General features: G+C 35.2%; 22 protein-coding genes. 9 read left to right on the top strand and 13 right to left on the bottom strand.

The features are described 5' to 3' along the window. Position 1 precedes the first annotated feature (1 nt). Entirely contained in the window at positions 2 to 1,342 is a 1,341-nt protein-coding gene (locus tag DMB92_RS05625; RefSeq protein WP_142682084.1) for an ATP-dependent RecD-like DNA helicase, read from the top strand. 16 nt (positions 1,343 to 1,358) lie between these two features. After that, a complete protein-coding gene (locus DMB92_RS05620; protein WP_409513398.1) occupies positions 1,359 to 2,003 on the top strand; it encodes a hypothetical protein in 645 nt (214 codons plus the stop codon). Between the two features lie 24 nt (positions 2,004 to 2,027). Here DMB92_RS05620 and DMB92_RS05615 read toward each other — a convergent pair whose 3' ends face one another. Then, a complete protein-coding gene (locus DMB92_RS05615; RefSeq protein ID WP_142682082.1) occupies positions 2,028 to 4,115 on the bottom strand; it encodes an RNA degradosome polyphosphate kinase in 2,088 nt (695 codons plus the stop codon). 158 nt (positions 4,116 to 4,273) lie between these two features. On the opposite strand from DMB92_RS05615, the gene nrfH reads away from it, so the two are divergent. Next, a complete protein-coding gene (gene nrfH, locus DMB92_RS05610; RefSeq protein WP_142682081.1) occupies positions 4,274 to 4,774 on the top strand; it encodes a cytochrome c nitrite reductase small subunit in 501 nt (166 codons plus the stop codon). A gap of 18 nt (positions 4,775 to 4,792) precedes the next feature. Further along, positions 4,793 to 6,616: an ammonia-forming cytochrome c nitrite reductase subunit c552 gene (locus DMB92_RS05605; RefSeq protein ID WP_142682080.1), complete on the top strand. Its 1,824-nt coding sequence runs from the start codon at positions 4,793 to 4,795 to the stop codon at positions 6,614 to 6,616. Positions 6,617 to 6,696: 80 nt separating this feature from the next. Here the strand turns inward: DMB92_RS05605 and DMB92_RS05600 are convergent, their stop codons facing one another. The 4 genes from DMB92_RS05600 to DMB92_RS05585 all read right to left on the bottom strand — a co-directional run bounded on the left by DMB92_RS05600 (position 6,697) and on the right by DMB92_RS05585 (position 9,313). After that, on the bottom strand, positions 6,697 to 6,897 hold the full coding sequence (locus tag DMB92_RS05600) for a YqaE/Pmp3 family membrane protein (protein ID WP_142682079.1): 201 nt from the start codon (positions 6,895 to 6,897) through the stop codon (positions 6,697 to 6,699). 392 nt (positions 6,898 to 7,289) lie between these two features. Next, entirely contained in the window at positions 7,290 to 7,523 is a 234-nt protein-coding gene (locus DMB92_RS05595) for a hypothetical protein (RefSeq protein WP_142682078.1), read from the bottom strand. A 12-nt stretch (positions 7,524 to 7,535) separates the two neighbouring features. Then, positions 7,536 to 8,432: a carbon-nitrogen hydrolase gene (locus DMB92_RS05590; protein WP_142682077.1), complete on the bottom strand. Its 897-nt coding sequence runs from the start codon at positions 8,430 to 8,432 to the stop codon at positions 7,536 to 7,538. Further along, on the bottom strand, positions 8,429 to 9,313 hold the full coding sequence (locus DMB92_RS05585) for a cation diffusion facilitator family transporter (RefSeq protein ID WP_142682076.1): 885 nt from the start codon (positions 9,311 to 9,313) through the stop codon (positions 8,429 to 8,431). Before DMB92_RS05585 ends, DMB92_RS05590 begins: the two co-directional genes overlap by 4 nt. Positions 9,314 to 9,505: 192 nt before the next feature. Here DMB92_RS05585 and DMB92_RS05580 point away from each other — a divergent pair, with 192 nt between their 5' ends. Both DMB92_RS05580 and DMB92_RS05575 read left to right on the top strand, forming a co-directional pair. After that, on the top strand, positions 9,506 to 11,230 hold the full coding sequence (locus tag DMB92_RS05580) for a flagellin (RefSeq protein WP_142682075.1): 1,725 nt from the start codon (positions 9,506 to 9,508) through the stop codon (positions 11,228 to 11,230). A gap of 107 nt (positions 11,231 to 11,337) precedes the next feature. Continuing rightward, positions 11,338 to 12,252, top strand: a complete 915-nt coding sequence (locus DMB92_RS05575; protein WP_142682074.1) for an AEC family transporter — start codon at positions 11,338 to 11,340, stop codon at positions 12,250 to 12,252. On the opposite strand, the gene DMB92_RS05570 is transcribed toward DMB92_RS05575, so the two are convergent. The 6 genes from DMB92_RS05570 to lepA all read right to left on the bottom strand — a co-directional run bounded on the left by DMB92_RS05570 (position 12,244) and on the right by lepA (position 18,986). Then, positions 12,244 to 12,696, bottom strand: coding sequence for a hypothetical protein (locus DMB92_RS05570; RefSeq protein WP_142682073.1), 453 nt, complete (start codon positions 12,694 to 12,696; stop codon positions 12,244 to 12,246). The genes DMB92_RS05575 and DMB92_RS05570 overlap by 9 nt on opposite strands. Further along, positions 12,672 to 13,232: an LPP20 family lipoprotein gene (locus tag DMB92_RS05565; protein ID WP_142682072.1), complete on the bottom strand. Its 561-nt coding sequence runs from the start codon at positions 13,230 to 13,232 to the stop codon at positions 12,672 to 12,674. The genes DMB92_RS05570 and DMB92_RS05565 overlap by 25 nt, the downstream gene beginning before the upstream one ends. A gap of 56 nt (positions 13,233 to 13,288) precedes the next feature. After that, positions 13,289 to 15,856, bottom strand: coding sequence for a DNA gyrase subunit A (gene gyrA, locus DMB92_RS05560; protein WP_142682071.1), 2,568 nt, complete (start codon positions 15,854 to 15,856; stop codon positions 13,289 to 13,291). 39 nt (positions 15,857 to 15,895) lie between these two features. Further along, positions 15,896 to 16,480, bottom strand: a complete 585-nt coding sequence (locus tag DMB92_RS05555; protein ID WP_142682070.1) for a ComF family protein — start codon at positions 16,478 to 16,480, stop codon at positions 15,896 to 15,898. Next, a complete protein-coding gene (locus tag DMB92_RS05550; protein WP_142682069.1) occupies positions 16,477 to 17,112 on the bottom strand; it encodes a hypothetical protein in 636 nt (211 codons plus the stop codon). Before DMB92_RS05550 ends, DMB92_RS05555 begins: the two co-directional genes overlap by 4 nt. 83 nt (positions 17,113 to 17,195) lie before the next feature. Further along, a complete protein-coding gene (lepA, locus tag DMB92_RS05545) occupies positions 17,196 to 18,986 on the bottom strand; it encodes a translation elongation factor 4 (RefSeq protein WP_142682068.1) in 1,791 nt (596 codons plus the stop codon). A gap of 133 nt (positions 18,987 to 19,119) precedes the next feature. Here lepA and DMB92_RS05540 point away from each other — a divergent pair, with 133 nt between their 5' ends. Genes DMB92_RS05540 through DMB92_RS05530 form a run of 3 tightly spaced genes read left to right on the top strand, consistent with a single transcriptional unit; the run spans position 19,120 to position 24,146 of the window. Beyond that, positions 19,120 to 20,391, top strand: a complete 1,272-nt coding sequence (locus DMB92_RS05540; RefSeq protein WP_142682067.1) for a TolC family protein — start codon at positions 19,120 to 19,122, stop codon at positions 20,389 to 20,391. Then, positions 20,388 to 21,125 carry an efflux RND transporter periplasmic adaptor subunit gene (locus DMB92_RS05535; RefSeq protein ID WP_142682066.1) on the top strand — a complete coding sequence of 246 codons (738 nt, stop codon included), beginning with the start codon at positions 20,388 to 20,390 and terminating at the stop codon, positions 21,123 to 21,125. The genes DMB92_RS05540 and DMB92_RS05535 overlap by 4 nt, the downstream gene beginning before the upstream one ends. Before the next feature lie 3 nt (positions 21,126 to 21,128). Further along, positions 21,129 to 24,146 carry an efflux RND transporter permease subunit gene (locus DMB92_RS05530; protein ID WP_142682065.1) on the top strand — a complete coding sequence of 1,006 codons (3,018 nt, stop codon included), beginning with the start codon at positions 21,129 to 21,131 and terminating at the stop codon, positions 24,144 to 24,146. 20 nt (positions 24,147 to 24,166) lie between these two features. Here DMB92_RS05530 and DMB92_RS05525 read toward each other — a convergent pair whose 3' ends face one another. Continuing rightward, on the bottom strand, positions 24,167 to 24,391 hold the full coding sequence (locus DMB92_RS05525) for a hypothetical protein (protein ID WP_142682064.1): 225 nt from the start codon (positions 24,389 to 24,391) through the stop codon (positions 24,167 to 24,169). Then, on the bottom strand, positions 24,372 to 24,755 hold the full coding sequence (gene fliS, locus DMB92_RS05520; protein WP_142682063.1) for a flagellar export chaperone FliS: 384 nt from the start codon (positions 24,753 to 24,755) through the stop codon (positions 24,372 to 24,374). Before fliS ends, DMB92_RS05525 begins: the two co-directional genes overlap by 20 nt. Positions 24,756 to 24,759 lie beyond the last annotated feature (4 nt).

Genomic DNA, 24,759 nt, shown 5'->3' with positions numbered 1-24,759 from the left:
CATGAATTTAGTAAATAAACTTAAAGAAATTTTAAAACATAATCATGTCTTTTTAAGTGGTGGAGCTGGAGTTGGAAAATCTTATCTTACGAATGAGCTTAAAAAAGACTATAAACAAAGCGCTAAAGAAATAGCCGTTCTTGGCTCAACAGCAATTTCAGCCTTTAATGTAGGTGGATTCACTCTGCACAGCTTCTTTGCCTTTGGAATTTGCACAAATTTAAATGAACTTATGGCTTTGGATAAAAAACAAAAAGAAAAACTCAAAAAGCTAAGGAAAATTCTTCAAAAACTTGAACTCATCATCATTGATGAAATTTCTATGGTCAGTGCAAGTGTGTTTGAGATGATTGATTTTAGGTTAAAAGATGCTGATTTTAAAGGCAAAATGCTTGTTGTGGGCGATTTTTGCCAGCTACCGCCCATACAAAATGCAAAACAAGAAAAAAATCATCTTTTTTCTAGGGCTTACTACGCATTTTCTTCTAGTGCATGGCAAAATTTTAATTTCGTAAATATCCTCTTACACTTACCAAAAAGAACGCAAAATGAAGAATTCTACACACATTTACTCGCCCTAAGAGAAAGTAAGCTTGATGAAAAGCAGGCTTGTTATTTTGAACAATTTATAATTAAAACCCAAGATTATGAACGCTTAGATGATGATTTTACCTTACTTTGCGGGATTAATAAAAAAGTTGATTGTATCAATGAAAGCAAGCTTAGCAAACTTGAGGGAAAACTTTATACCTTTAAAGCAAGGGTGCAAAAATTTGATCAAAGCTTAGATGATAAGAGTATTGAGCGTTGGATAAAAGGGCTTAGTGTTTTAGATGAGCTAAAGCTTAAGGTGGGAGCGAAGATTATTTTTTGTGCAAATAACTGGGAATTAAATTATTACAATGGAGAACAAGGGCTTGTTGATGATATCTTTGAAGAAGACGGGGAAATTTTTATACAAATTTTAAAGAGCAATGGCGTTCATATTACCTTAGAGCCTTTTGCTTTTACGCTTGAGGATTTGTTTGCAGATGATTTAGAAGATCATGTTCGTGCAAAACTTTATCAATTTCCCATAAAACTAGCCTACGCTATAACCATACATAAATCACAAGGTATGAGCATTCAAAAGCTTATTTGCGACATTGATCATATTTTTGAAAATGGGCAGCTTTATGTGGCTATTTCAAGAGCTATAGATCCAAAAACATTAAAAATTCTTTATTCAAGAACACAAAATTTTAAAGAATACTTTTTGCATTCTGCAAAGATCGATGAAGAAGTGCTTGAATTTTATAAAAAGAATGAGTTTTTGTATTTAGAGGATTTAGATAAAATATAAAATAAATCAAGGAAAAATCATGAAAATATTGCTTTTGTTTTTATTGCCTTTGATCTTGAGTGCTGAAATTTTAGAGCTTAAGGGCTTGAGGACTGATTTGTATTCTAAAGTTGGTGCTAATACCTTAAAAAAGATTGAACTATCCTTAGAATTTGAAGGCTCAAATTTAAAAAATAACACATCAAAACTTTATGATAGCACTTTAAGCGTGATTTCTGGTTTTTTTTATGAGGACATTTTTACAGAAATAGGCAAAAATAATTTCAAAGAAACACTAAAGCGTTTCATCAGCAAAAAACATAGGCTTGAAATCAAAGAAATTTATATACTCTCAGTAAGCGGGGTGGAAAAATTTGATCTTGAAGAATTTAAACGCTTCTTGCAAGATGCGGATATAAAAGGTGATAGCAAAGAACAGCTTAGAAAAGAAATCGAATCCATAGAAAAAAATATCAGCGTACAAACACCAAATGTTCCACAAATTCCTGATCTTTCTAACTTACTTGGCGAAGAAAATAATGAAAATTTAAATATAGACAACATAGACACGAGCATTTTAGAGCTTCCAAAAATACCAGAAAAAACCCCTATCCAGCTCAAAGACAAAAACACAACAGGCTTTAGCATAGAAACTGATGATAAAAATACAAGTGGATTTTAAGGCAAGAAGCTTTTTCTTGCCTTGTTAATTATCTCTAAAAAGCCTTGAAGCAAGCCTTTTGGCTCTACTTTGATCGCGGTCTTTTTTAAGGGTTTTAAAAATTCGTCCCACATATTCTTCAAGCTTTTCTTGACTATTCATTGTCTTATCGTTTATTTTCTTTACCCTTTCATAACTTCCATCTTTTTGAAGCTCATAAGCTAGCTCTGTATCGCTGAGTTGCAAGTGTAAAATTTGAGCTAATTTAGCCTTTAAATTTTCATCAAAAATAGGTGTCATTAACTCAAGTCTTCGTTCTAAATTTCTTGGCATCAAATCAGCACTTGAAATAAAATAATTTGGCAAACTATGCTTAAAATAAAAAATCCTCGCATGCTCAAGATATTTACCCACTATCGAACGAACCTTGATATTTTGGCTATATTCCTCACCAACCCTTAAACAGCAAATTCCGCGGATAATAAGCTGTATACTCACTCCAGCCTTACTTGCCTCATACAAGGCGTTAATCACATCACTATCAACTAAGGAGTTCATCTTGGCTATGATAGCACCCTCCTTGCCCTTACCAATCTCAACGCCTATCATTTCTAAAATTCGCTCTTTGATTTGATTTGGACTCATTGAAAGTACTTGCAAACGGCGATTTTTATTAAAACCACTTAGGATATGAAAAAAACTTGTTGTATCCTGAGCAAAATCAACGCCTCTAGTGAAATAACTCACATCAGTATATATTCTTGCTGTATTTGCATTATAATTTCCTGTTCCAAGATGCATGTAAAATTTAAGCTCCTCGCCTTCTTTGCGGATCACCTGAGCTAGCTTAGCATGCACCTTAAAGCCTGTAATGCCATAAATCACATGAGCACCAGCTTCTTCAAGTGCTTTTGCCCAGTGCAAGTTATTTTCCTCATCAAAACGAGCCTTAAGTTCTACCATAACCGTTACTTGTTTGCCCTCACTTGCAGCATCTATAAGAGCTTGGACTATATTTGAATTTTTTTCCACCCTATAAAGCGTCATTCTTATGGAAATAACCCTAGGATCAGTGCTTGCTTCTTTGATAAATTTATACACAGGATCAAAACTCTCATAAGGGTGAAAAAGTAAAATATCTTGTTTATCAATACACTCAAAAATAGATAAATTTTCATTAAAAGGAGGCAAGACCTTAGGCGTATAAGAAGGACTAAGTAAATTAATAAAGGTTTTGTTTCCAGCGATTTGCCAAAGTTGGGGTAAATTAAGCAAAGTAGAATACTCATAAACATCTTTATGAAAAATTTTCATATGGGTATTGAGAAATTGAACGATCTCCTCATCAGCTCCTTTTTGGATTTGAAGTCTTACAAATGCCCCTTTTCTACGAAGTTTTAAACCCTGCTCAAGTATCATCATAAAATCATCTGCTTCTTCTTCTTCGATCGCCATATCAGCATTTCTAGTTACCCTAAAAGCAACTGAAGCTAAAAGCTTGTATCCCGGAAAAATCTCCTCAACATGCCTTTGAACTATACTTTCAATAGGAACATAAATATTGTTTTGAACCTGATAAAATCTTGGCAAAACACGAGGAATTCGTATCATTCCAAATTTGATCATATCCTCATGACTTTGATCACAAAGCTTTACAGCTAGAGCAAAAGAAAGATTATTTAAATGTGGAAAAGGGTGAGTAGAATCAACAGCAATAGGCACGATAACAGGAAAAATATGCGAAAAAAAATACTCATTGCATTTTTGCTTCAAACCTTCATCTAATTTTTCATAAGCTCTTATAAAAAGATTTTCTTTTTCTAAAGCATGAACGACCTCTTTAAAATAATACTCTAATTTTGCTTTTTCCTTATGTAGATATTTGCGGATTTCTTTTAACTGCATTAAAGGAGTCATCTCATCAACTCCACTAATAGTAATGCCAGCCGAGAAAAGTTGTTTAAGCCCAGCAACCCTTATCATATAAAACTCATCTAAATTCGTGCAATAAATAGCAATAAATTTCAATTTTTCAAGTAAGGGTATATCCTTAGAACACTGATCAAGTACGCGAGAATTAAAAGCAAGCCAAGAAAGCTCACGATTTAAAAACATTTGAGGGCTATTTTGCATCATCAAAACCTTAAGTGTAAATTTATTTATATTTTAATTTTTGTTTAAAATATGGCATTTAAGTAAATTAAGAGTTAATATATCCTTAAGATAAAATTAAATTAATTTGAGCTACAATTCTCATATTTAAGTAAATCTTTAATTAAGGAGGTAGCAATTTGAAGCAAGAAAAAACTTCATCAAGTCTTTATAGTGTTTTTCTTGTACTCATTTTTGTGTTTTTTGCTGTGGGCTTTTACACCTTTTACAATGCTAAAGGCTTGTCCTATTTTAGCAATGATAGCGCAGCCTGTAATAACTGCCATATCATGAACGAGGTTTATAACGACTATCTTAAAGCACCACATTCAAAAAAGATAGCAGGAGAGCCAAAAGCAAGCTGTAATGACTGCCATTTGCCTCATAGTTTTGTAAGCAAGTGGATCGCAAAGGCTGAAAGTGGCGTAGGACATGCTTATGCTTTCACTTTTAAACTTGACGAACTACCTACAAACTTAAGTGCAAATGAAAAAAGTAAAAAAATGGTGCAAGACAACTGCGTTCGCTGTCATAGCGAATATGTAAGCAATGTGATCAACCCAACAACTGATCCGCATAGAGATAATTCTTTAAAATGCGTATCCTGTCATGAGGGTGTAGGTCATAAAAGAGGATTTTAAATTTAAAAGGAGGAAGGAATGAACAAAAAAAGTTTATGGGGTGCGATTATAGTTCTTGTTGTTGTAATCGTTGGAATACTTTGGTTAAATAATAATATTACCAAAAAACAAAATGAAGGAGTTGGTGGGCTTGCTTCAAAAAATATCGTTGAGCTTAGCGATGACAATCCAACTTTTGATCATTGGGGTCAAAACTTCCCTGATTATCTTGATATGTATCTTACTGTGGAAAAACAAAAGCCTATTTCTACTGAATTTGGCGGAAATTTAGCTTATTCTAAGCTTATTCGCTATCCACAACTTACTGTGCTTTGGGCAGGATATCCATTTAGCCTTGATGCAAATGAAGAAAGAGGACACTTTTGGATTCAAGTTGATCAAATGGATACAGCAAGAAATAACAAAGATTTCTTAAATGCACATGGTTTTAAAGCATTTGCTGGGCAACCTGCTGCCTGTATGAACTGCCATAGTGGTTGGACTCCTTGGCTTATCAACAACACAGCAAAAGGTGATTTTGTAGCGTTTAACTCGACCAAATATTGGACAATGATCAAGAATGTTCCTGCAGTAAATGGATTTGCAGAAAACTCACCAGAACATAGTGGTCCTCATGGTGGCAAAAGAATGGGTGTAACCTGTGCTGATTGTCATGCTCCAAATACTATGGAACTTAGACTTACTCGCCCAGCAGCTATCAATGCTTTAGTTAAATTTAGAGGTTATGAAGCTGATCCTGTTACAGGTGTAAAAGCTTCAAGAGATGAGATGAGAACTCTAGTTTGCTCACAATGCCATGTTGAGTATTATTTTAGGCCAACAGGAACAAAGGTTAAGGTCATGGGCGAAACTATAGCCGATGATACGAGCAAAAAATGGTGGGACGGCACTCAAAAAACTTATGATGAGTTTGATTCTTGGAGAGATGGAAATGCTGCCAAAGAAATCGAAGTTGCTGGTATAGAGCTTGTTTTCCCTTGGGGAGAATGGAAAAAAGGCGAACCATTTAGGATAGAAATGTTTGATGATTATTACGAAAAAGCTCGTGATGTGTTTGCAGCAGATTGGAATCATAAATTAAGTGGCGCTCCTATGATCAAAATCCAACACCCCGAAAGCGAACTTTACAGCGGTGGCGTTCATGCTGCTAATGGTGTAAGTTGTGCAGATTGTCATATGCCTTATATTAGAAAGGGTGCAAAAAAGATGACCAATCACAATGTTACCTCACCACTTCAAGATATCAACGCAGCTTGCAAAACTTGCCACAATCAAAGCGAGGATTATCTTAAAGCACAAATCAAAGATATCCAAAAATCAGTGGCTTATGATCTAAGAAGTGCTGAATATGCAACAGTTAATCTCATCATGGATATCAAAAATATGCGTGAGCTTTTAGGTGCTAAGGATATTTATCAAAAAGACGGAAAAGCCGATCAAGCAAAAATTTCAGCTGCTCTTAAAGAGGTGCTAGAACTTCATAGAAAAGCTCAAATGAGAGGCGATTTCATCGGTGCTGAAAACTCAACAGGCTTTCATAATCCAAGAGAAGCTTCAAGAATGCTTTTACAAGCTGTTGAAATGGCAAAAGAAGGACAGGTTAAACTTGTTCAAATCGCTGCAGCAAACGGCATAAATGACTTTAAAACTTCAAATTTAGGTTTTGAGGAAATCCAAAAGCTTAATCCGGGAGATATTCGCTATAAAGTGGATCTTAATGGACACAAAGCAGGAGATCGCTACTATGAACATGAAGAAATCAATGGCAATCCTCCAGCAGAGTATCTTGAGTTTGACAAAAACACAAGACCTTATAACTACAAGGTGATCGATAAACAATGATTGCCAGCCAAGCTTTTCAAAGCTTGGCTTTTTAATTTAAAAGCTTAGTTAAGTTAAATTTTTAACATAACAAAGCTTGATTAAATTTGCTCTTTATTTTTCAAAGCCTTTTCTATCTTTTTATCAGTTTTATACTGCGATAGTGCATAAATAGCCCAAGCTGTTGCTGGTAACCAACCTATAAAAGTGATTTGCAGTATCAAACAAATAACTCCAGCTATAGGGCGACCTATAGTAAAAAACACAGCAAAAGGCAAAAAGATTGCAAGTAAAAGTCTCATTTTTTCTCCTTTAAAAATAATTCATAATTGTATTTTTTTTTTTTTTTGAATATTTGCTTAAATTTATATTAATTTTCAAAATTTGGCTTAAAGACTTTTTACTTTTAATTGAGTTTAAAATTTCTAATGCTTATTTTAAAGTATTTTTAACAAACATTTAAAAACTTATTTTGTGCTTAAATTTATGCTATATAGCCTTAAGTTGTTTCATTTTTTAATTAAGCTTTTAGGATTAGACTTTAAAATTTTTGAGCGAAAGCATTTTGTAAGCTAAAATAAGATTTTGTTTTCAAATTTCAAATTTTATTATAAAGTTTTTTTCAAAAGAGACGATGATAGGGATCAGTCTTTTCAAAATATTGTTAAGCCCAAGTAAAAAACTTGGGCTTTTTTTACAATACTTCTTTCTCTTCTTTTTCTTGTTTTTTGCTGATCGTTTCTATGTTTGAGCGATTTTTTTCTATCAATAAACGATTTTTTTCAACAAAGTCTTTAAGCTCTTCTATATCGGCTCGTATTTTTTCTATACTTGATCTAAAAAATTTAATCTTTGCTTCATAGCGATTGACAAGCAAAGAAATCGTAAATAAAAATAAAATCACGATCACCCAAAATCCAAATTCCATAAGTTCTCCTTTTTAATCAATAAATCTTTTCGTAAGCCCTGAATAAAAATCAATACGCCTATCTCTTAAAAAAGGCCACCACCTTCTTACCTGTTCGCCTCTTTGCAAGTCAAGTTCTTTGATGAAAGCTTCTTCATCTGTAGAATTTGCCCTAAAAAGCTCTTCACCCTGAGGTCCAAAAATAAAAGAATTCCCCCAAAAGCGAATCCCAGCTTCCACCCCACTTTCATCTTTTTCAAAGCCTACGCGGTTGATAGCCACCACAAAAAGCCCATTTGCGATGGCATGCCCTCTTTGCACACCAAGCCAAGCATCAAGCTGTCTTTGCTTTTCTTCTTTGCTATCCTTATCAAACCAGCCAATAGCCGTTGGATAGATGAGAATTTGCGCTCCTTTTAAAGCCATGAGCCTAGCTGCTTCAGGATACCACTGATCCCAGCATATCAAAACCCCAAGCCGTCCAACGCTTGTATTTATAGGCTCAAAACCCAAATCCCCCTCAGTAAAATAAAATTTCTCATAAAAGCAAGGATCATCAGGAATGTGCATTTTTCGGTATTTTCCAGCTAAAGAGCCGTCCTTTTCAAAGACAAAAGCCGTGTTGTGATAAAGCCCAGAAGCTCTTTTTTCAAAAAGAGAGGCGATCAAGACAACTTCATTTTTCTTTGCTATGCTAGCCCAAAATTTCACATCTTCTTCAAAGTCATTTGCCAAATCAAACAAATCCACATTTTCACTTTGACAAAAATACATACTTTGATGAAGCTCGCCAAGACACACTAAATTTGCTCCTTGCTTGGCAGCTTTTTGTATCAGTTCGCAGGTTTTTTCGACGCTTGCTTTTTTGCTTCCGTGAAATTTTTGCTGTATGAGTGCTATTTTTAGTTTATCTTTGCTATCTTGCTTCACTGCTTTGTCCTTTCTTCTTCAAAATCATCATAAGGATCAAGATGAATTTGAAATTCCCACCTTTGATCTTGAAACTGCTTTCTTATGTCTTGTTCTAGCGTATCAGCTATTTCATGAGCCTTGATAAGCAAGATATCAGGCGAGAAAACAAGATGCACGCTAAGATAGTTTAGTTGTGGGCTTTTGCGTGTTTTAAGATCATGAAAAGTGATGATTTGTTGATGAGCTTTAATGAGCGTTGCAATTTGATCTATGACTTCTTTTTCTAAAGCCTTGTCCATTAAGAAATTTATGGCTTTTTTGATGATTTTAAAGGCACTAAAAGCGATATAAAGGCTGATTAAGATACCAAAAACCGAATCAATGATATATAAGTTTGTAAAATAAATCAAAACCAAAGCCACAAGCGTGCAAAGATTGGTCAAAAAATCACTCTTATAATGCAAACAATCACTTTGCACGATCAAGCTCTTTGTTTTTTTAGCGACAAATTCTAAAAAAATCACAAGCAAAGCGGTTATGATCAAGGCAAAAATCATCACAAAAATACTTAAATTTAAATCTAAAATTTCTTCTTTGTGATAAATTTTCATGATACTTTGATAAAAGATGAAAGCCCCTACACAAACGATAAAAAAGCCCTCAACAAGCCCCATAAGTGCTTCTATCTTAGAAAAGCCGAAATTATAGTTTTCATTAGCCTTTTGTGAGGATTTTTTAAGTGCTAGAAAGTTAAAGATAGAAATAACAAAGTCCATTAAAGAATCAATAGCACTTGCAAGAACTGCAACGCTTGAGCTAAGCATTCCAACGATAAATTTTATCAAAGCAAGAAACAAGGCACACAAACTTGCAACAATGGTAGCTTTTTGAGCTAGCATTTTATGCTCATTTTTACAACATCACGCACAATGCTTTCCTTAAATTTATTGTTTTATTTTTGATCTTGTATTGTAAAAAAAAAGAGTTTAAAAAATACTTAGCCTTATTCTAAGGGCTTATTTATAGGTAAATTTAAAAAGTTGGAACGCTTCTTGCTTTTGGTTTGGAGCAATATTTTGAAAGGATTTAAAATGAGTTTAAGGATTAACACAAATATAGGTGCATTAAATGCACATACCAACGCAGTTATCACCTCAAGAGAATTAGATAACTCGCTTGCAAGACTAAGTTCAGGTCTTAGGATCAACTCAGCTAAAGATGATGCTTCAGGCATGGCTATAGCTGATCAGCTTCGCTCTCAAGCCTCAACACTAGGTCAAGCTATCAACAATGGTAATGACGCCATAGGTATCTTGCAAACTGCTGATAAGGCTATGGACGAGCAAATCAAAATTTTGGACATGATCAAAACAAAGGCAACACAAGCAGCCCAAGATGGTCAAAGTCTTAAAACAAGAAACATGCTTCAAGCAGATATCAACCGCCTTATGGAAGAACTTGACAATATCGCTAATACCACAGTTTTCAACGGCAAACAGCTTTTAAGTGGTGGCTTTATCAACCAAGAATTTCAAATTGGTTCAAGTTCAAACCAAACCATAAAAGCAACCATAGGTCCTACGATGTCAAGTAAGATAGGGGTTACTCGCTTTGAAACAGGAGAAAATATCACAGCTGCTGGTATAGCTCAAATGGTCATCAAGAACTATGATGGCGTTGATGATTTTCAGTTTGCTGATGTCATCATTTCAACCTCATCAGGAACAGGCATAGGCGTTTTAGCCGAAGAAATCAACAGAGTTGCTGATAAAACAGGGGTAAGAGCAAGTTTTAATGTAACCACTAAGGGTGTTTTTCCTATCAAGGCTGGAAATACAACAACTGATTTTGCGATCAATGGCGTTACTATAGGACAAATCGACTATAAGGCTGCTGATGAAAATGGACAGCTTGTCTCAGCGATCAATGCTGTAAAAGATACTACAGGCGTTGAAGCTTCAAAAGATGCCAATGGTATGCTAGTTTTAACTTCAAGAGAGGGTCGTGGTATTGCTATCAGTGGAAATATAGGTGGTGGAGCAGGTATCATGCTTGGACAATACGAAAATTATGGTCGCTTAAGTTTAGTTAAAAATAGCGGTCAAGATATTTCTATAAGTGGAACAGGCTTTGGCTTTGATTTAAATGCTGGCAGCTTCGTAACCCAAACTTCTATATCTTTAAGAGATAGCAAGGGAACTTTAGATGCTCAAATGGCTGATGCTACAGGATTTAACGCATATCCTGGTGGTTCTAAATTTATCATAACACAAACGATTTCAGATTACATGAGTACAGCAGGTTCTGGCTTTACAGCAGGTTCTGGTTATTCTATAGGATCAGGTAATGACTTTTCTGCCTTGCTTGCTCAAAATACTCTAGTTGTTTCAGCCACCTCGCAATACTCACAAGCGTATATGGTTTCTGCGGGTTCAGGTTATTCTGCTGGCTCAGGTAGATCAAATTTCGCCTTTTTAAGAGCAACTTCAGTAGGTCTTGATATCGCTGATAAAACCTCAGGTGTTACTACACTTAAAGGTGCTATGGCTGTTATGGATATAGCTGAAACAGCTATACTTAACCTTGATCAAACTCGTGCAGATATAGGTTCAGCCCAACAACAACTTGAAGTAACGATCAACAACATAAGTGTTACTCAGGTTAATGTCAAATCAGCAGAATCAACAATAAGAGATGTAGACTTTGCTAGCGAATCAGCAAATTTCTCAAAACAAAATATCCTTTCACAATCAGGCTCATATGCACTAGCCCAAGCAAATCAAGTGCAACAAAATGTCCTAAGACTACTTCAATAATCCTTTTTAACCCTTGTTTTCAAGGGTTAAATTTTAACTATTTTTTCTATTTTCAAATCAAATTAAGCTTTATCGCACTACAATAACTCGTTTAAAAAAGGAGTTATATGTTTGTCCTAGAGCCATTATTTACGATATTTTCTCTACTTATGGGAGGATATGTTGCAAAGCGAATTTATGTCTTAAAACAAAAACAAGCAAGAGCCTTTCTTGACTTTGTTATCGTCTTTGCTCTGCCTTGCTTGATCTTTGACAAAAGCTATCATCTTAAATTTGACTTTTCCCTTATCGTTTATGTTTTAATGGGCTTTAGCTCCTGCTTGATCGCTGCATTTTTAAGCGTATTTATAGGTTTTGTATGCAAATTTTCTAAGGCTACCTTAGTGAGCATGTTTTTACTCTCAGCCTTTGGAAATACTATATTTATAGGACTGCCTATCATTTCATCTTTATATCCTGCACAAAATCAGTTTGTCAGCGAAGTGATCTTTTATGATGCTCTTGCAACGGCTTTGCCTATGAGTCTTTTTGGTCCCTTTGTTATATCCTTAGCCAGCAAAACAAAGATTGATTTCATGCAAAATGTAAAAAAGATCTTACTTTTTCCGCCATTTATAGCTCTGGCTTTAGGTTTTGCGTGCAAGCTTATAAGCTTGCCTGAGTTAATCTTTTTGCCTATCAAGATGTTTGGGGATGCAGCCACGCCTACTGCTTTATTTGCCATAGGCTTAGGACTTAGCTTTGCAACGATAAAATCAAGCTACAAAGCAACTTTTTTAGTCATCTTAGCAAAAATGCTTCTAGCACCCTTGATCTTTATCTTGATTTTAAAGCTTTTTTCCATGCAAACAACGCCATCAGCCATAGTAGCCATTTTTGAATCCTCTGTGCCTACGATGACTTTAGCAAGTGCGATGATCATTAAGGCTAAGCTTGATACAAATTTAGCGATCAGCTCCATTGCCTTTGGAGTGCTTTTTGCCTTTGTTTCTATGCCTTTGCTTGTTTGGATTTTATTTTAGTTTTTTAAGCTCATAAATAATGGCTAAATTTTCTTTAAATTCAACACTAAAACGAAGAGGTAGCATTTGTATATAAGTTTCACTTTGTGCTTTTAAAAAAGTGCTATTAAGCTTATCTTTGACATTGATTTTTGCACCTATAAAACACTGCACAAGCTCTTCTTTATGAGCATTTAAAAAGCGAAATTTAAGAGCCTTGGGCATATCATCATCAATCATCTTAAAATCATCTCTTTGAAGATAACTCAAATCCTCCTGAGTATAAGCAATCTCGCAAGCATAAGACCTACTCAAGCCATCGCTTTGTGTCATAGCCATAGAAAGATTTTCGTTTTGATGAAAAAGTATGTAGTTTTTGCTTGAAAGCTCTGCCCAAAAGATAAATTCATCTTGGGCAAAAAGCTTACAAGCAAGGAGTATCAGTAAGCAAATAATTCTTTCCACTTATCAGCATCTATTTTGAGTTCTAAATTGACTCTATAAAGTCCTTGGTTAAAATCCTCATCAACGATACTTGCATTTTTGATCAAACCATTAACCGAAGCATCGATAACTGAGCTTTTAAGCATCGCATCCTTTACGGTATCTTTACCATTTACTTTCACGCCATAAAGCTTACTTGCAAGCTGGCGGTAACCATCAGCTAGGGCTGCTCTTTTTGCAAGGGCAAGAGCTTGGGCTGGTGAAACTGTATTTAAAGGAGCGATACCCTCACCCACTGCACCAAAGCTAAGTTCATTTTCACTACTATCTAAAGCAAGCATTTTTTCTTGTTTGATAATATCACGAACATCGTCCTTATCAACCTTTTGAACGACGATATCAGGAGAAGCACTTGTACTACTTGAAGTTGCTGAAGTACCCGTGCTTGTTCCTAGAGGATTTGTGAAATTAGAAGCTGCCGCGGTTTTACCCTTAGGCGCTACAACACACCCACTCACCATTAAAGCTATGAAAAGCATTAAAGTTAAGTTTTTCATTTTACAACCTTTCAATCTATATTTCAAAGCTAATCAAGCAAGAAGTGTTCCAACTTTTACGAATTTGTTTCTTCGCTTATTTCACTATCCTCTTCATTTTCTTCCTTAGGACATTTTGCAACGCTTACCACCTCATCATTTTCAACATTCACAACGATAACGCCACTTGTATTGCGTCCAGCCTTTCTTATGCTGTGCATATCAACTCTTATCATCTTGCCAGAGCTTGTAAGTGCCATTAAATCCATACTTTCATCAACGATAACAACACCGATTAAATCCTTAGTCTTATCAGTAAGCTTCATACAAATGACGCCCTTACCGCCCCTACTTTGCAAGCGATATTCACCAGCATTAGTGCGTTTTCCTATACCCTTTTGGCTAATGCTTAAGATTTCTTGCTCATCATTTTCTATAAAGACAGCTCCAACCACCTCATCATCTTTTTCCTTAAATTTAATCGCACTCACTCCACGAGCCACACGCCCTATTTCTCTTACTCTTGCAAGATTAAATTTAATACACATGCCTTTTTTAGTAACCACAAAGAGCATTTTACCTGCTTTTTCTTCGCTATTTTTAGCCAGCTCATCGCTTATTTGCTCAAAGCTTTCATTGCTAAGACTTGCTTCAAATTTAAGCTCTTCTTCATCTTTTAAAACAACGATAGCCGTTACTAATTCATCATTTTCATCTAAATTTATAGCCCTTACTCCAACGCTTCTTATATTTTGATACTCGCTTAAATTTGTGCGTTTGACAAGCCCGTTTTTAGTAAAGAAACATAAAGATTTATCAGAATTAAAATCGCTCGTTGGTATGATAGCCTTGATCTTCTCATCAGCTTGTAAATTTATGAGATTAACCACAGCCTTACCCTTAGCCGTCCTACTTCCCTCAGGGATCTTATAAACTTTTAGCCAATAAAGCTGACCGCGATCAGTTACAAACATCAGCGTATCGTGAGTGTTTGCTGTAAAAAAGCTTTCTATGAAATCATCATCATAAGTAGTTACTGCGACCTTACCCTTGCCGCCTCTTTTTTGCTTTTCATACTGCTTGCTAGGCACTCTTTTGATATAACCTCTATGCGTTATAGTAACGACCATATTTTCATTTGGTATCAAATCCTCGATTTCTATATCATCGTAATCATCTTCGATTTGAGTAATACGAGGCACATCAAATTTAGACCTGATTTCCTTAAGCTCCTCGCGGATTAAGTTTTCAAGCAAAGTTTCACTTTTTAAAAGCTCCTCAAGCCTTGCGATTTCTTTGATAAGCTCGGCTAATTCATTATCTATCTTTTCTCTTTCAAGCCCTGTAAGACGGGAAAGTCTCATTTCTAAGATCGCATTTGACTGAAGTTCGCTTAGCCCAAATTTAGCCATTAAGCCCTCTTTAGCCTCAGCATTATCAGCGCTTGCACGGATAAGCTTGATCACTTCTTCTATATGATCAAGAGCTATTTTAAGACCTTCCAAGATATGAGCCCTAGCCCTAGCCTTTTGCAACTCGAAAATAGAACGCCTGATGATGATCGTTTTTCTGTGATTTAAAAATAAATTTAAAAGCTCTTTAAGGGTAAAAATCTTTGGCTCTTTGTTATAAATAGCAAGCATTATAACGCCAAAGGTACTTTCCATGGTGGTTGATTTGAAAAGATTATTAAGCACGATCTCGCTCATCGCCTCGCGTTTAAGCTCGATCACAACACGAATGCCCTCTCTATCGCTTTCATCTCGAACTTCAGCAATGCCTTCAATTTGCTTTTCTTTGACAAGTTCGGCAATTTGCTCTATAAGCCTTGCTTTGTTGGTTTGATAAGGCAATTCATCAATAACGATAACATCTTTATTTGACTTTTTTTCTATATGGGTTTTTGCCCTTATCTTAACCCTGCCTCTTCCTGTGCGGTAAGCCTCTATAATGCCCTTTTTGCCATAAATAATACCTCCGGTTGGAAAATCAGGTCCTTTGATAAAGCCCATAAGCTCTTCTAAACTTGCTTCTTTATTATCAAGCAAATGCAAAAGTCCGTCTATAAGCTCATTTAAGCTATGTGGAGGGATATTTGTAGCCATACCAACAGCTATACCGCTTGAGCCATTTAAAAGTAAATTTGGCACACGAGCAGGCAAAACATCAGGCTCTTGCATAGAATCATCATAATTTGGCGTAAAATCAACCGTATCTTTATCAATATCGCGTAAAAGCTCTTCAGCCAAAATCGTCATTCTAGCCTCAGTATAACGCATAGCAGCAGCACCGTCTCCGTCAATCGAGCCAAAGTTTCCTTGTCCATCAACACTTGGATAACGCATAGAAAAGCTTTGAGCCATACGAACAAGGGCATCATAAACAGCTGTATCGCCGTGCGGGTGGTATTTACCGATGACATCACCCACGATACGAGCAGATTTTTTGTAAGGGCTTCTGCTTCCTACATTAAGATCATTCATAGCATACAAAATACGCCTATGAACAGGCTTAAGTCCGTCTCTTGCATCAGGCAAAGCACGCCCTATAATAACACTCATAGAATAATCAAGATAACTACTCTTAATGGAATTTTCTATATCCACAACTTCTATATCTGAATCTTTATTCAAAATATTTTCCATATGGTTTTTCCTTAAATTTAAAAGCTTTATTTTAGCAAATTATTCTTTTGCATCAGCTAAAACCAAACCAAAAAGCACAGAAATTTTGTTTTTTTCTAAAACTTTCTTTGCTTCAAGCATGCTCGTTCCGGTTGTTACAATGTCATCAACTAAGATCACCGGCGAATTAATCTTTTTTAAAAGTTTATAATTTCTTTTATTTTTCTTGCGAAAATTAAGACTCTTGCCAGAATACTTAATCTTATTTTGAGCGTGCAAAGCGTTAAATTGTATAGTGATATTTTTGCTTTTAAGATTTTTTAAAAGTATAGCAGAATGTGAATACAAAGCATTTTCAACCCTATCATCAAGAGCTATGGCACTGATTTTGCCCTCATAAGCAAAAAATTCATGAAATCTCTTAAAACTGAGCTTTGCTAAAAAATTATAAACAAAATACCCATAAAATTTATGTTTTGAATGCAAAAGATGCTTTATATCAGAATATTTATAGAAAGAATAAACCCTAAGTTTGCCACTCTCATCATCAAGATCTCTTGCACCTAAAGAAAGCTCACCAAGCTCATTTTCGCAATGATGGCAAAAATCAAGCAAGGTAAAACTTCCGCAGTTAAAGCACCTCAAATCGAGCTTATAACACTAGCAACTTTGTTCGCCATTTGTTTAATAAGAAGCTGAGTATAAAATGGAATTTGACTTGTACCGCTTAGTCCTCTTACTTCTTGATTTGTTCGCACAACGAAATTTTTTGTGTAATTGATATTTTTAAACTCAACCCTAGCCGAAAGATTTGATCTTAAGCCAGCCTTATCGATATTAGAATTAAAATCCACAAAGCTTAAATCAAGTCTTATTGTATAAGGAGATTTATCCACGCCCTCAACAACGATAATGCCTCTAGCACGAAGTTCTTGCTCTAAAAAGCGGTAAAATGAGGCGTGAAACTGAGCTTCAAGATAGTATTTACTTGTACCATTGTAAAAAAATTTATTTTCTTCAGGAAGATCAACAACTCTATGGATATATACCTTTTTCAAAGCTACACTAGGATCAAGTGTGCGTTTATCTGCACAACATCTTATCCCAACATCACTCAAATAAATCAAACCCTTGATTCTTGCTTCAAAACCCTCAGCACTCTCGCAACTTGCACAAGGCTGTTGTCTTGATAAATCCACCGCTTGTTCAAAACTTGACTTTGGCGCACAAGCACTAAAAAGCAAAACCAAAAACCCAAAAAACACAAGTCTTAACATAAAATATCCTTAAAAATTTAAGATCGATTTAGCTTTAGATTATAACTTAACTCGCTTTTCAAAAAGCTTAAAAATTTTTAAATTTAATCAATTTTAAGCACAGATAAAAAGGCTTCTTGGGGCAAATGAACCTTGCCTATGGCTTTCATTCTTTTTTTGCCCTCTTTTTGCTTTTCTAAAAGCTTTCTTTTTCTTGTGATATCGCCTCCATAACATTTTGCGGTTACATTTTTACCCATTGATTTAATAGTTTCGCGGGCTATTATTTTTGAACCTATACTAGCTTGAATAGCCACTTCAAAAAGCTGTCTAGGCACTATTTCTTTCATCGCCTTTACAAGCTCTCTTCCCTTAGCTAAAGCCTTTTCATTTGGCACTATAATGCTTAGTGCATCGACATTTTCTCCAGCTACCTTTATATCAAGCTTTACAAGAGATCCCACCTTAAATTCGCTTGGCTCGTAATCAAAGCTAGCATAGCCTCTTGTAAGACTTTTAAGCTTATCATAAAAGTCCATGACTATCTCATTTAAGGGCAGTTCATACTCTAGCAAGACGCGCTCGGGCGTAATATAATCCATCTTAAGCTGAATACCTCTTTTGCGATTTAGCAAAGTGATTAAATTCCCCAAAAACTCGCTTGGAGTAATGATAGTAGCCTTTACAAATGGTTCTTTGATGTGATCTATTTTATTTACAGGAGGTAATTCGCTTGGATTTTGAATCTTTAAAACCTGCCCGTCCGTTTGATAAACCTCATAAGTAACAGTTGGAGCAGTGGCTATCAAATCAAGATTAAATTCCCTTTCCAAACGCTCCTTAATGACCTCCATATGCAAAAGCCCCAAAAAGCCCACCCTAAAGCCAAAGCCAAGAGCTAGGGAGGTTTCAGGCTCGTAAGTTATGGAACTATCATTAAGCTTAAGCTTATCCAAAGCGTCCCTTAAATCCTCAAATTTATCAGTTTCTATGGGGTAAAGCCCAGCAAAAACAAAGGCCTTAGCCTTTTCAAAGCCCTTAATGGCTTCTTTTGCTTTATTTTTACTTAAAGTTATCGTATCGCCCACTTGTAAATTTGCTATGCTTTTTAGCCCAAGCACCACTATGGCTATTTCTCCTGCACTTATTTTGTTTGTTTTTATAGGGCTTAAAGGGTGAGGGTAAAGCAAATCTTGCACAAGGTGTTTTTCATTTGCTCCCATGATCAAAACCTCGTCATTTTTGCAAATTTCGCCATCAAAAAGGCGTATCAAAGCTAGTGCGCCTAAATAACTATCAAACCAAGAATCATAAATCAAAGCCTTACAAGGAGCGTTTAAATCGCTCTTTGGAGCTGGTATTTTTTTGATAATGGCTTGAAGAAGCTCTTTTATGCCTTGACCTGTTTTAGCACTAACTAAAAGTGCCTCGCTACAATCAATGCCTATGATATGCTCTATTTCGTGCTTAACCTTTTGGGTATCAGCTGAGGGCAGGTCTATTTTGTTGATCACAGGGATAATTTCAAGATTATTTTCAAGGGCTATATAAACATTGGCTATGCTTTGAGCCTCAACGCCCTGACTTGCATCAACAACAAGCAAGGCTCCTTCACAACTTGCCAAAGAACGGCTTACCTCATAAGAAAAATCCACATGTCCTGGGGTGTCGATTAAATTTAGGATAAAATTTTCATTATTAAATTTATATTCAAGGCGAACTGATTGAGCCTTTATAGTAATGCCTCTTTCCTTTTCTATATCCATAGTATCCATAACTTGAGCTTGCATTTGTCTTTCACTTATGGCCCCACACTCAGCTATAATCCTATCAGCTAAGGTTGATTTACCATGATCAATATGAGCTATTATGCTAAAATTTCTTATATTTTTCACTTTTTTCCTTGATAATTTAAAGGGTAAAATTCTAGCAAAACTTTGTTTTAAAATCAAATGAAAAATTTAAATTTATTTTTTTTAGAGCTAAAATGTGTTACACTTCAAATTAAAAATTTAAGAGTGAGTGTTGATGAAAAAGATTTTAGCTTTTTTGTTTCCCCTAAGTTTGCTAGCAAATAGCAATCTTACTACACTCATTGATCTAAGCTTAAACAATGAAGAATACCTCACAGCAGAGCTTTATACCGAGCAAGCAAATAAACAAAGCTTGCTTTCTTATGCAGCTTATCTGCCAGAACTTAGTCTTCAAAGTGCTTATGTATCCAACGACAAAGATCGCTTCATCACTGATCCAAGAGAAAGTGCTTTTGCTAAATTTAATCTTAAGCTTATCCTTTATGATGGAGGAAAAAGAGAAGCAAGGATAAGATACTACAAAGAAGCCTTAGAGCTTGCAAAACTAAATAAAGAACTAAGAAAAAACTATCTTGCCCTAAATGCTACGACCTTATTTTTCAACTATCAAAGTCTGCAAAATCTCATTTTTTCAAGTGAGCAAAAAGAAAAATTTTTAGCCGACACGCTTAAAAGAATACAAGATTTTTACGAAGTTGGTTTAAGCTCCAAAGAGGAGCTACAAAGCATTAAGGCAAAATACCACCTCGTTCATCTTGAACTTTCTCAAAATAAACTCAAAAAACTTGAAATTCAAAAAGAACTTCAAAAACTAAGCAAGCAAAGCTTTACTCCTGAGGGCGAGGCAAGCTTGCAAGATCCTAAGCAAGAACAAAGCAAAAGTCTTGAAGTATCCATTGCAAAAAGGCAAGTAAACTTTGCTAAAGCAAGCTTTGATCAGGTAAAATCAAGCTATATCCCAACATTTTTCATTCAAGATTCTTATACCTTTTACAAAAACCGCTATGCCTTAGATATGCCACCCATTTTGTCTCCTGTCTTAGATCCTTATCTTAATCAATACATGCCCAAAAAAGCCCAGTCAAATCAATTTATCATAGGCTTAGAATGGAGATTTTTTGGCTTTTTTGAAAGAAGACAAAAATTTGAAGCAGAACGCATAGAAATGCAAATTCAAAAGCTTAATTTTGACTACAAAGAAAGACAAAACAAGCTTGAACTTGAATATAAATTTAAAGAACTTGAGGTTTTAAAAGAGCAGGTAAATGCCCTTGAACTTGCCTTAGAAGCAGCAAATTTAGCCTTTGAAAGTATAAATACAAAATACTCCACAGGGCTAAGCTCTTACAATGACTATCTTAAGGCTCTTGATGATAAATTTAAGGCAAATGCTGATCTTGAACTTGCCAAAAATCAGCTTGAAATCGCTAAGGCTGAGTATTATTTTACCGCAGGTATAGACATAAAGGAGAGGATTAAAAAATGAAGAAAATTATCTTGCTCATGTTAGCTCTTTTGAGTTTAAAGGCTGAAGAAATTTATGCAAGTTTTGATGTTTTTGCTATCAACCAAAGCAAGCTAGCCCTTGAAGTTCCGGGTGTGGTAAGTAAAATCAATGTAGAAATTTCTCAACAAGTAAAAAAAGGCGATATCTTACTTTCTTTAGATAATCAAAACGAACTCATTGCCCTTAAAAATGCCAAAAACGAATACGAACTTGCACTCATAGCCTATGAAAACAGCAAAAGCCGTATGGATAAATTTAAGCAAGTGCAAAGTGTCATTGATAAACAAAGTTTTGAAGATATACAAACTCAGTTTAAACAAAGCGAACTCAAGCTCGCACAAGCAAAAATCAATGTAGAGCGTTCCGAGCTTATCCTTGACAAAAAAAATCTCAAAGCCCCATATGATGGTATCATCGCAAATAAATTCACTGATATAGGACAAGGCGTTGCAGGGGTTAATCAACCCCTAATGGAAATTTTTTCCTATCCTGAAGTAAAACTTGTACTTAGCTTTGATGAAAAATACAAAGACAAGGTCAAGGTTGGGCAAACTTATATCTATAAAATAGACGGAAGTAACGAAGAAAAACAAGCAAAAATCACCCTTGTTTATCCAAGCATTGATCTTAAAACAAGAAAAATTTACGCTGAAGTAAGAACAAACGCACTTATGCCCGGAAGCTTTGGTGAGGGCAAGATCATAACGGAATAAAACATGTATAAAATCGCCATCAATCGCCCCATAACAACCCTAATGTTTTTCTTAGCTTTGGCTATTTTTGGACTGATTTCAGCCTTTTCAATGCCTGTAAATTTATATCCAAATGTAAGCATTCCCTTAGTAAAAATCAGCACAGTAGCAAATGGGGATCTTAGCTTCATACAATCAAAAATCACCAAAGAAGTAGAAAATGCTCTAGCAGAAATTGATGGTATTAAAAATATAAATTCTGCAAGTTATGATAATTTCGCAGTAACCGTGGTTGAGTTTAACCTTGATAAAAACTTAGAAGTTGCAGCAAATGATGTTCGTGATAAGATAGGAACCTTAAGCTTGGCTGCTAAGCCAAAGATTGAAAAAGTAGCCTCTGATGCTGGGGCTGTCATCAGTCTTTTTGTGCATTCTAAAAGCAAAAACGATCTTAATTTGATGAGAAAGATCGATGATAAAATAAAACCTTTTTTACAAAGAATAAAAGGTGTGGGCAAGGTAGAAACCATAGGCTTTTTAAAACCTCAAATTCGCATCAAACTTGATCCAAATTTACTTGAAAAATACCACTTAAACGCTCTTGAAGTTTCAAATATCATCAAAAATCAAAACTTCAAACAAGCCCTAGGAGAGCTTGAAAACTCTCAAGATCATTATCTTATCAAGGGCTATTTTGAAGCAAATTCCATAGAAGAACTAAAAAATTTAAGGATTATAGCTGGGGTATTTTTAAGTGATATTGCTGAAATTTCTCAAGGACTAGAAGATCAAAAGCAAGCTGCACTTTTGGATTATTCAGGTGTGCTTTTAGAAGTAGGAAATATCAGCGGATACAATGCTCTTAGCACGATTAAAAATGTCAAAGCAAATTTAGAGGAGCTTAAAAAACTTGGCGGAGAAGATATAGAACTTAGCATTGCCTTTGATAAAAGTGAAAATATCTCAAAACACCTTATACAAGTTATCGAAGATATGTTTGTGGGGATTTTTTTAACGGTTGTGATAGTGTTTTTATTTTTAAGAAATTTAAGTGCAACCATCATCGCTTTTATCGCCATACCTTGCTCGATCATCTCCACATTTTTTATCATTGATTTGCTTGGTTTTGATCTAAACCGCCTTACTTTCATAGCCTTGACACTGAGCATTGGGATCTTTGTTGATGATGCTATCGTGGTGATAGAAAATATCGCTAAAAAAGCCAAAACCTTACCTCCTTTGCAAGCAACCTTTGAGGGGATAAATGAGATAGGTTTTAGTGTTTTAAGCATATCTATAGTCTTGCTTTGTGTTTTTATCCCTATTTCTTATATGAACTCTGTTCCGGGGCTATTTTTTAATGCTTTAGGAATCAGCGTAGCCTCAGGAGTTGTTGTAAGTTTCTTGGTTGCTGTATTTTTGATCCCTAGCTTAAGTGCTAGGTTTTTTAATGCCAAAGAGGGAGCTTTTTATCATAAAACTGAAAAATATTTCGAAAAGATAGAAGCCTTTTATCAAAGGCTTTTGCTTCAAATTTTGCAAAATAAGCTTAAATTTATCATCACAAGCTTTGCCATAGTTTTAGTTTGCTTTTTTTTAGCCACAAGAATCGGGCTTGATTTTTTGCCTATGGAAGATGACAGCGAGTTTCAAATTTTACTTGAAAATAAAGAAGATGTGAGCTTAGAGCAAATGCAAAGAAATTCCCTTAATGTCTTAAAGCAGGTTAAAAACGATGAAAGGGTGGATTATGCTTACTTGCTTGTGGGTTATGATGATGCCAAAGAAAGTAAAAAGGCTAAAATTTATGTTAAGCTAAAAAGCCTAAAATACCGAGATCAAAGGCAAACCGAGATCGTCGCTGAATATAGAGAAAAACTAAAAAGTAGCTCTTTAAAGTCTAAGGTTTTAGAGCTTCCAAAATTTAGTGGTGCTGGGGTTGATGAACCTGTGCAATTCATGGTTTTAGGAGATGATTTAAACGAGGTCTTACAAGCTGCAACAAGAGCAAAAGAACTTCTTGCACAAAATCCTCAAATAGTAGGCATTGATGATAATGGAAATTCGCTCAAAACAGAGGTTGGAGTTTATCTTAATAAAGAAAAAATAAAGAAATTTAATGTCAATGCCGAGTATGTAGCTGGGGTCTTAGCCTACTCTTTTGGAGAACTTAGCGTAGGTTCGATAGACCAAGGATCAAGCAAGGATGATATCATCTTAAGTTTTGATAAAGAGTATAAAAAAGATATAGAGGCTTTAAAAAGGATTCAAATCAAAAATAATGAGGGTTTAATCCTTGATCTAGCAAGTGTTGTGGATTTTAGCTATCAAGAAAACTTAGCAAGGATCAACCGCTATAACAAAAACACAGCTATAAAGGTTACTGCAAGCAATGATGGAATTTCTTTAGGCGAAGTGCAAAACTATATCCTTGATCATATCAACCAAATAACAGGTCAAAAAGCTGGCATTTCTTATGCCTTTTCAGGCTTTATAAATTTACTTGGAGAAACGATCAGTGGCTTTGCAGTGGCTATAGGACTTGGCTTTTTGTTAATCTATCTTGTTTTAGCCGCCCTTTATGAAAGCTTTATCTTACCGCTTATCATCATGCTAACCATGCCTCTAGCCTTTGCAGGCACTTGTTTTGGACTTTTTATCACGGGAAATAATTTTTCTTTATTTGTCCTCGTGGCTGTGATCTTGCTCTTTGGAATGGTGGGTAAAAATGCGATTTTGCTTGTTGATGTTGCTAATACAAAATGCCATGAGGGACTTGATGTTGATGAAGCCTTGATTGAAGCAGGCAAGGCAAGACTTAGGGCTATTTTAATGACAACTTGTGCGATGATTTTTGCTATGCTTCCTCTTGCTCTTTCAAGAGGTTCAGGCTATGAGGGAAACTCGCCTATGGCTATAGCTGTGATTTTTGGGCTTATTAGCTCGACCTTACTTACTCTACTTGTCGTGCCAGCATTATTTAGAGTATGTTTTATACTTGATATGAAGTTAAGAAAAATTTATGAAAGAAAAAAAATTTAACAACCAAAGATAAATCTTGGTCAAATCCTTGTATACTCTTTTGCTCTCTTTGCTTTTTGCATTTCTGTAGCTAGAGTATTTTTTTTATTTGAGATAAGTCTGTTTGCCTCATCAATCAAGCTCTTAGCTTGGATAAGCTCGCCAACATCATTTTGACTATATTCTGGCTTATCAAGCAAAAGCTCTATTTTTGCAATATCTTCTTCAATCAAAGCAAGTTTAAATTCACTGAGCCAATTTGCCATCTTGATGAACCTCTCTCCAAGCTTCCAATAAACCTTTTACAACATTGATGACCTCATCTACTCTAGCTTCATTATTTTCTAAATTTGCCAAAGAAAGAAGTTGAATTTCCCTTGTATAAAGTCCACTAAGATAATGAGCAACATCGCCACCTTTTTCATAATCAAGACTATTAATAAGCTCGATAAAAATAGCTGTTGCTCTTTTTACATAATACACTCTTTGTTCTATGTCTTCATTTCTAATATAAATCTTAATCCTAGAACAAAATCTTAAAAGCCCCTCATAGAGCATTTCTATAAGCTTTTCAGGGGACTCTATACCTGCTTGATTTTCTGAGTAAGCATTATAAGCTAAATTATTCATGTGT

The sequence above is a fragment of the Campylobacter sp. MIT 99-7217 genome (assembly GCF_006864365.1).
In the GTDB taxonomy this organism is placed as follows: domain Bacteria; phylum Campylobacterota; class Campylobacteria; order Campylobacterales; family Campylobacteraceae; genus Campylobacter_D.
Note: the sequence above shows the minus strand (reverse complement) of the source record. Positions and strands in the feature narration are given on the sequence as shown.

What these genes read in the sequence shown, in the direction of transcription:
- DMB92_RS05625 (WP_142682084.1), top strand. Translation starts at nt 2, where the DNA reads ATGAATTTAGTAAATAAACTTAAAGAAATTTTAAAACATAATCATGTC.
- DMB92_RS05615 (WP_142682082.1), bottom strand. Translation starts at nt 4,115, where the DNA reads ATGCAAAATAGCCCTCAAATGTTTTTAAATCGTGAGCTTTCTTGGCTT.
- DMB92_RS05605 (WP_142682080.1), top strand. Translation starts at nt 4,793, where the DNA reads ATGAACAAAAAAAGTTTATGGGGTGCGATTATAGTTCTTGTTGTTGTA.
- DMB92_RS05600 (WP_142682079.1), bottom strand. Translation starts at nt 6,897, where the DNA reads ATGAGACTTTTACTTGCAATCTTTTTGCCTTTTGCTGTGTTTTTTACT.
- DMB92_RS05595 (WP_142682078.1), bottom strand. Translation starts at nt 7,523, where the DNA reads ATGGAATTTGGATTTTGGGTGATCGTGATTTTATTTTTATTTACGATT.
- DMB92_RS05585 (WP_142682076.1), bottom strand. Translation starts at nt 9,313, where the DNA reads ATGCTAGCTCAAAAAGCTACCATTGTTGCAAGTTTGTGTGCCTTGTTT.
- DMB92_RS05580 (WP_142682075.1), top strand. Translation starts at nt 9,506, where the DNA reads ATGAGTTTAAGGATTAACACAAATATAGGTGCATTAAATGCACATACC.
- DMB92_RS05575 (WP_142682074.1), top strand. Translation starts at nt 11,338, where the DNA reads ATGTTTGTCCTAGAGCCATTATTTACGATATTTTCTCTACTTATGGGA.
- DMB92_RS05565 (WP_142682072.1), bottom strand. Translation starts at nt 13,232, where the DNA reads ATGAAAAACTTAACTTTAATGCTTTTCATAGCTTTAATGGTGAGTGGG.
- gyrA (WP_142682071.1), bottom strand. Translation starts at nt 15,856, where the DNA reads ATGGAAAATATTTTGAATAAAGATTCAGATATAGAAGTTGTGGATATA.
- DMB92_RS05550 (WP_142682069.1), bottom strand. Translation starts at nt 17,112, where the DNA reads ATGTTAAGACTTGTGTTTTTTGGGTTTTTGGTTTTGCTTTTTAGTGCT.
- DMB92_RS05540 (WP_142682067.1), top strand. Translation starts at nt 19,120, where the DNA reads ATGAAAAAGATTTTAGCTTTTTTGTTTCCCCTAAGTTTGCTAGCAAAT.
- DMB92_RS05535 (WP_142682066.1), top strand. Translation starts at nt 20,388, where the DNA reads ATGAAGAAAATTATCTTGCTCATGTTAGCTCTTTTGAGTTTAAAGGCT.
- DMB92_RS05530 (WP_142682065.1), top strand. Translation starts at nt 21,129, where the DNA reads ATGTATAAAATCGCCATCAATCGCCCCATAACAACCCTAATGTTTTTC.
- DMB92_RS05525 (WP_142682064.1), bottom strand. Translation starts at nt 24,391, where the DNA reads ATGGCAAATTGGCTCAGTGAATTTAAACTTGCTTTGATTGAAGAAGAT.
- fliS (WP_142682063.1), bottom strand. Translation starts at nt 24,755, where the DNA reads ATGAATAATTTAGCTTATAATGCTTACTCAGAAAATCAAGCAGGTATA.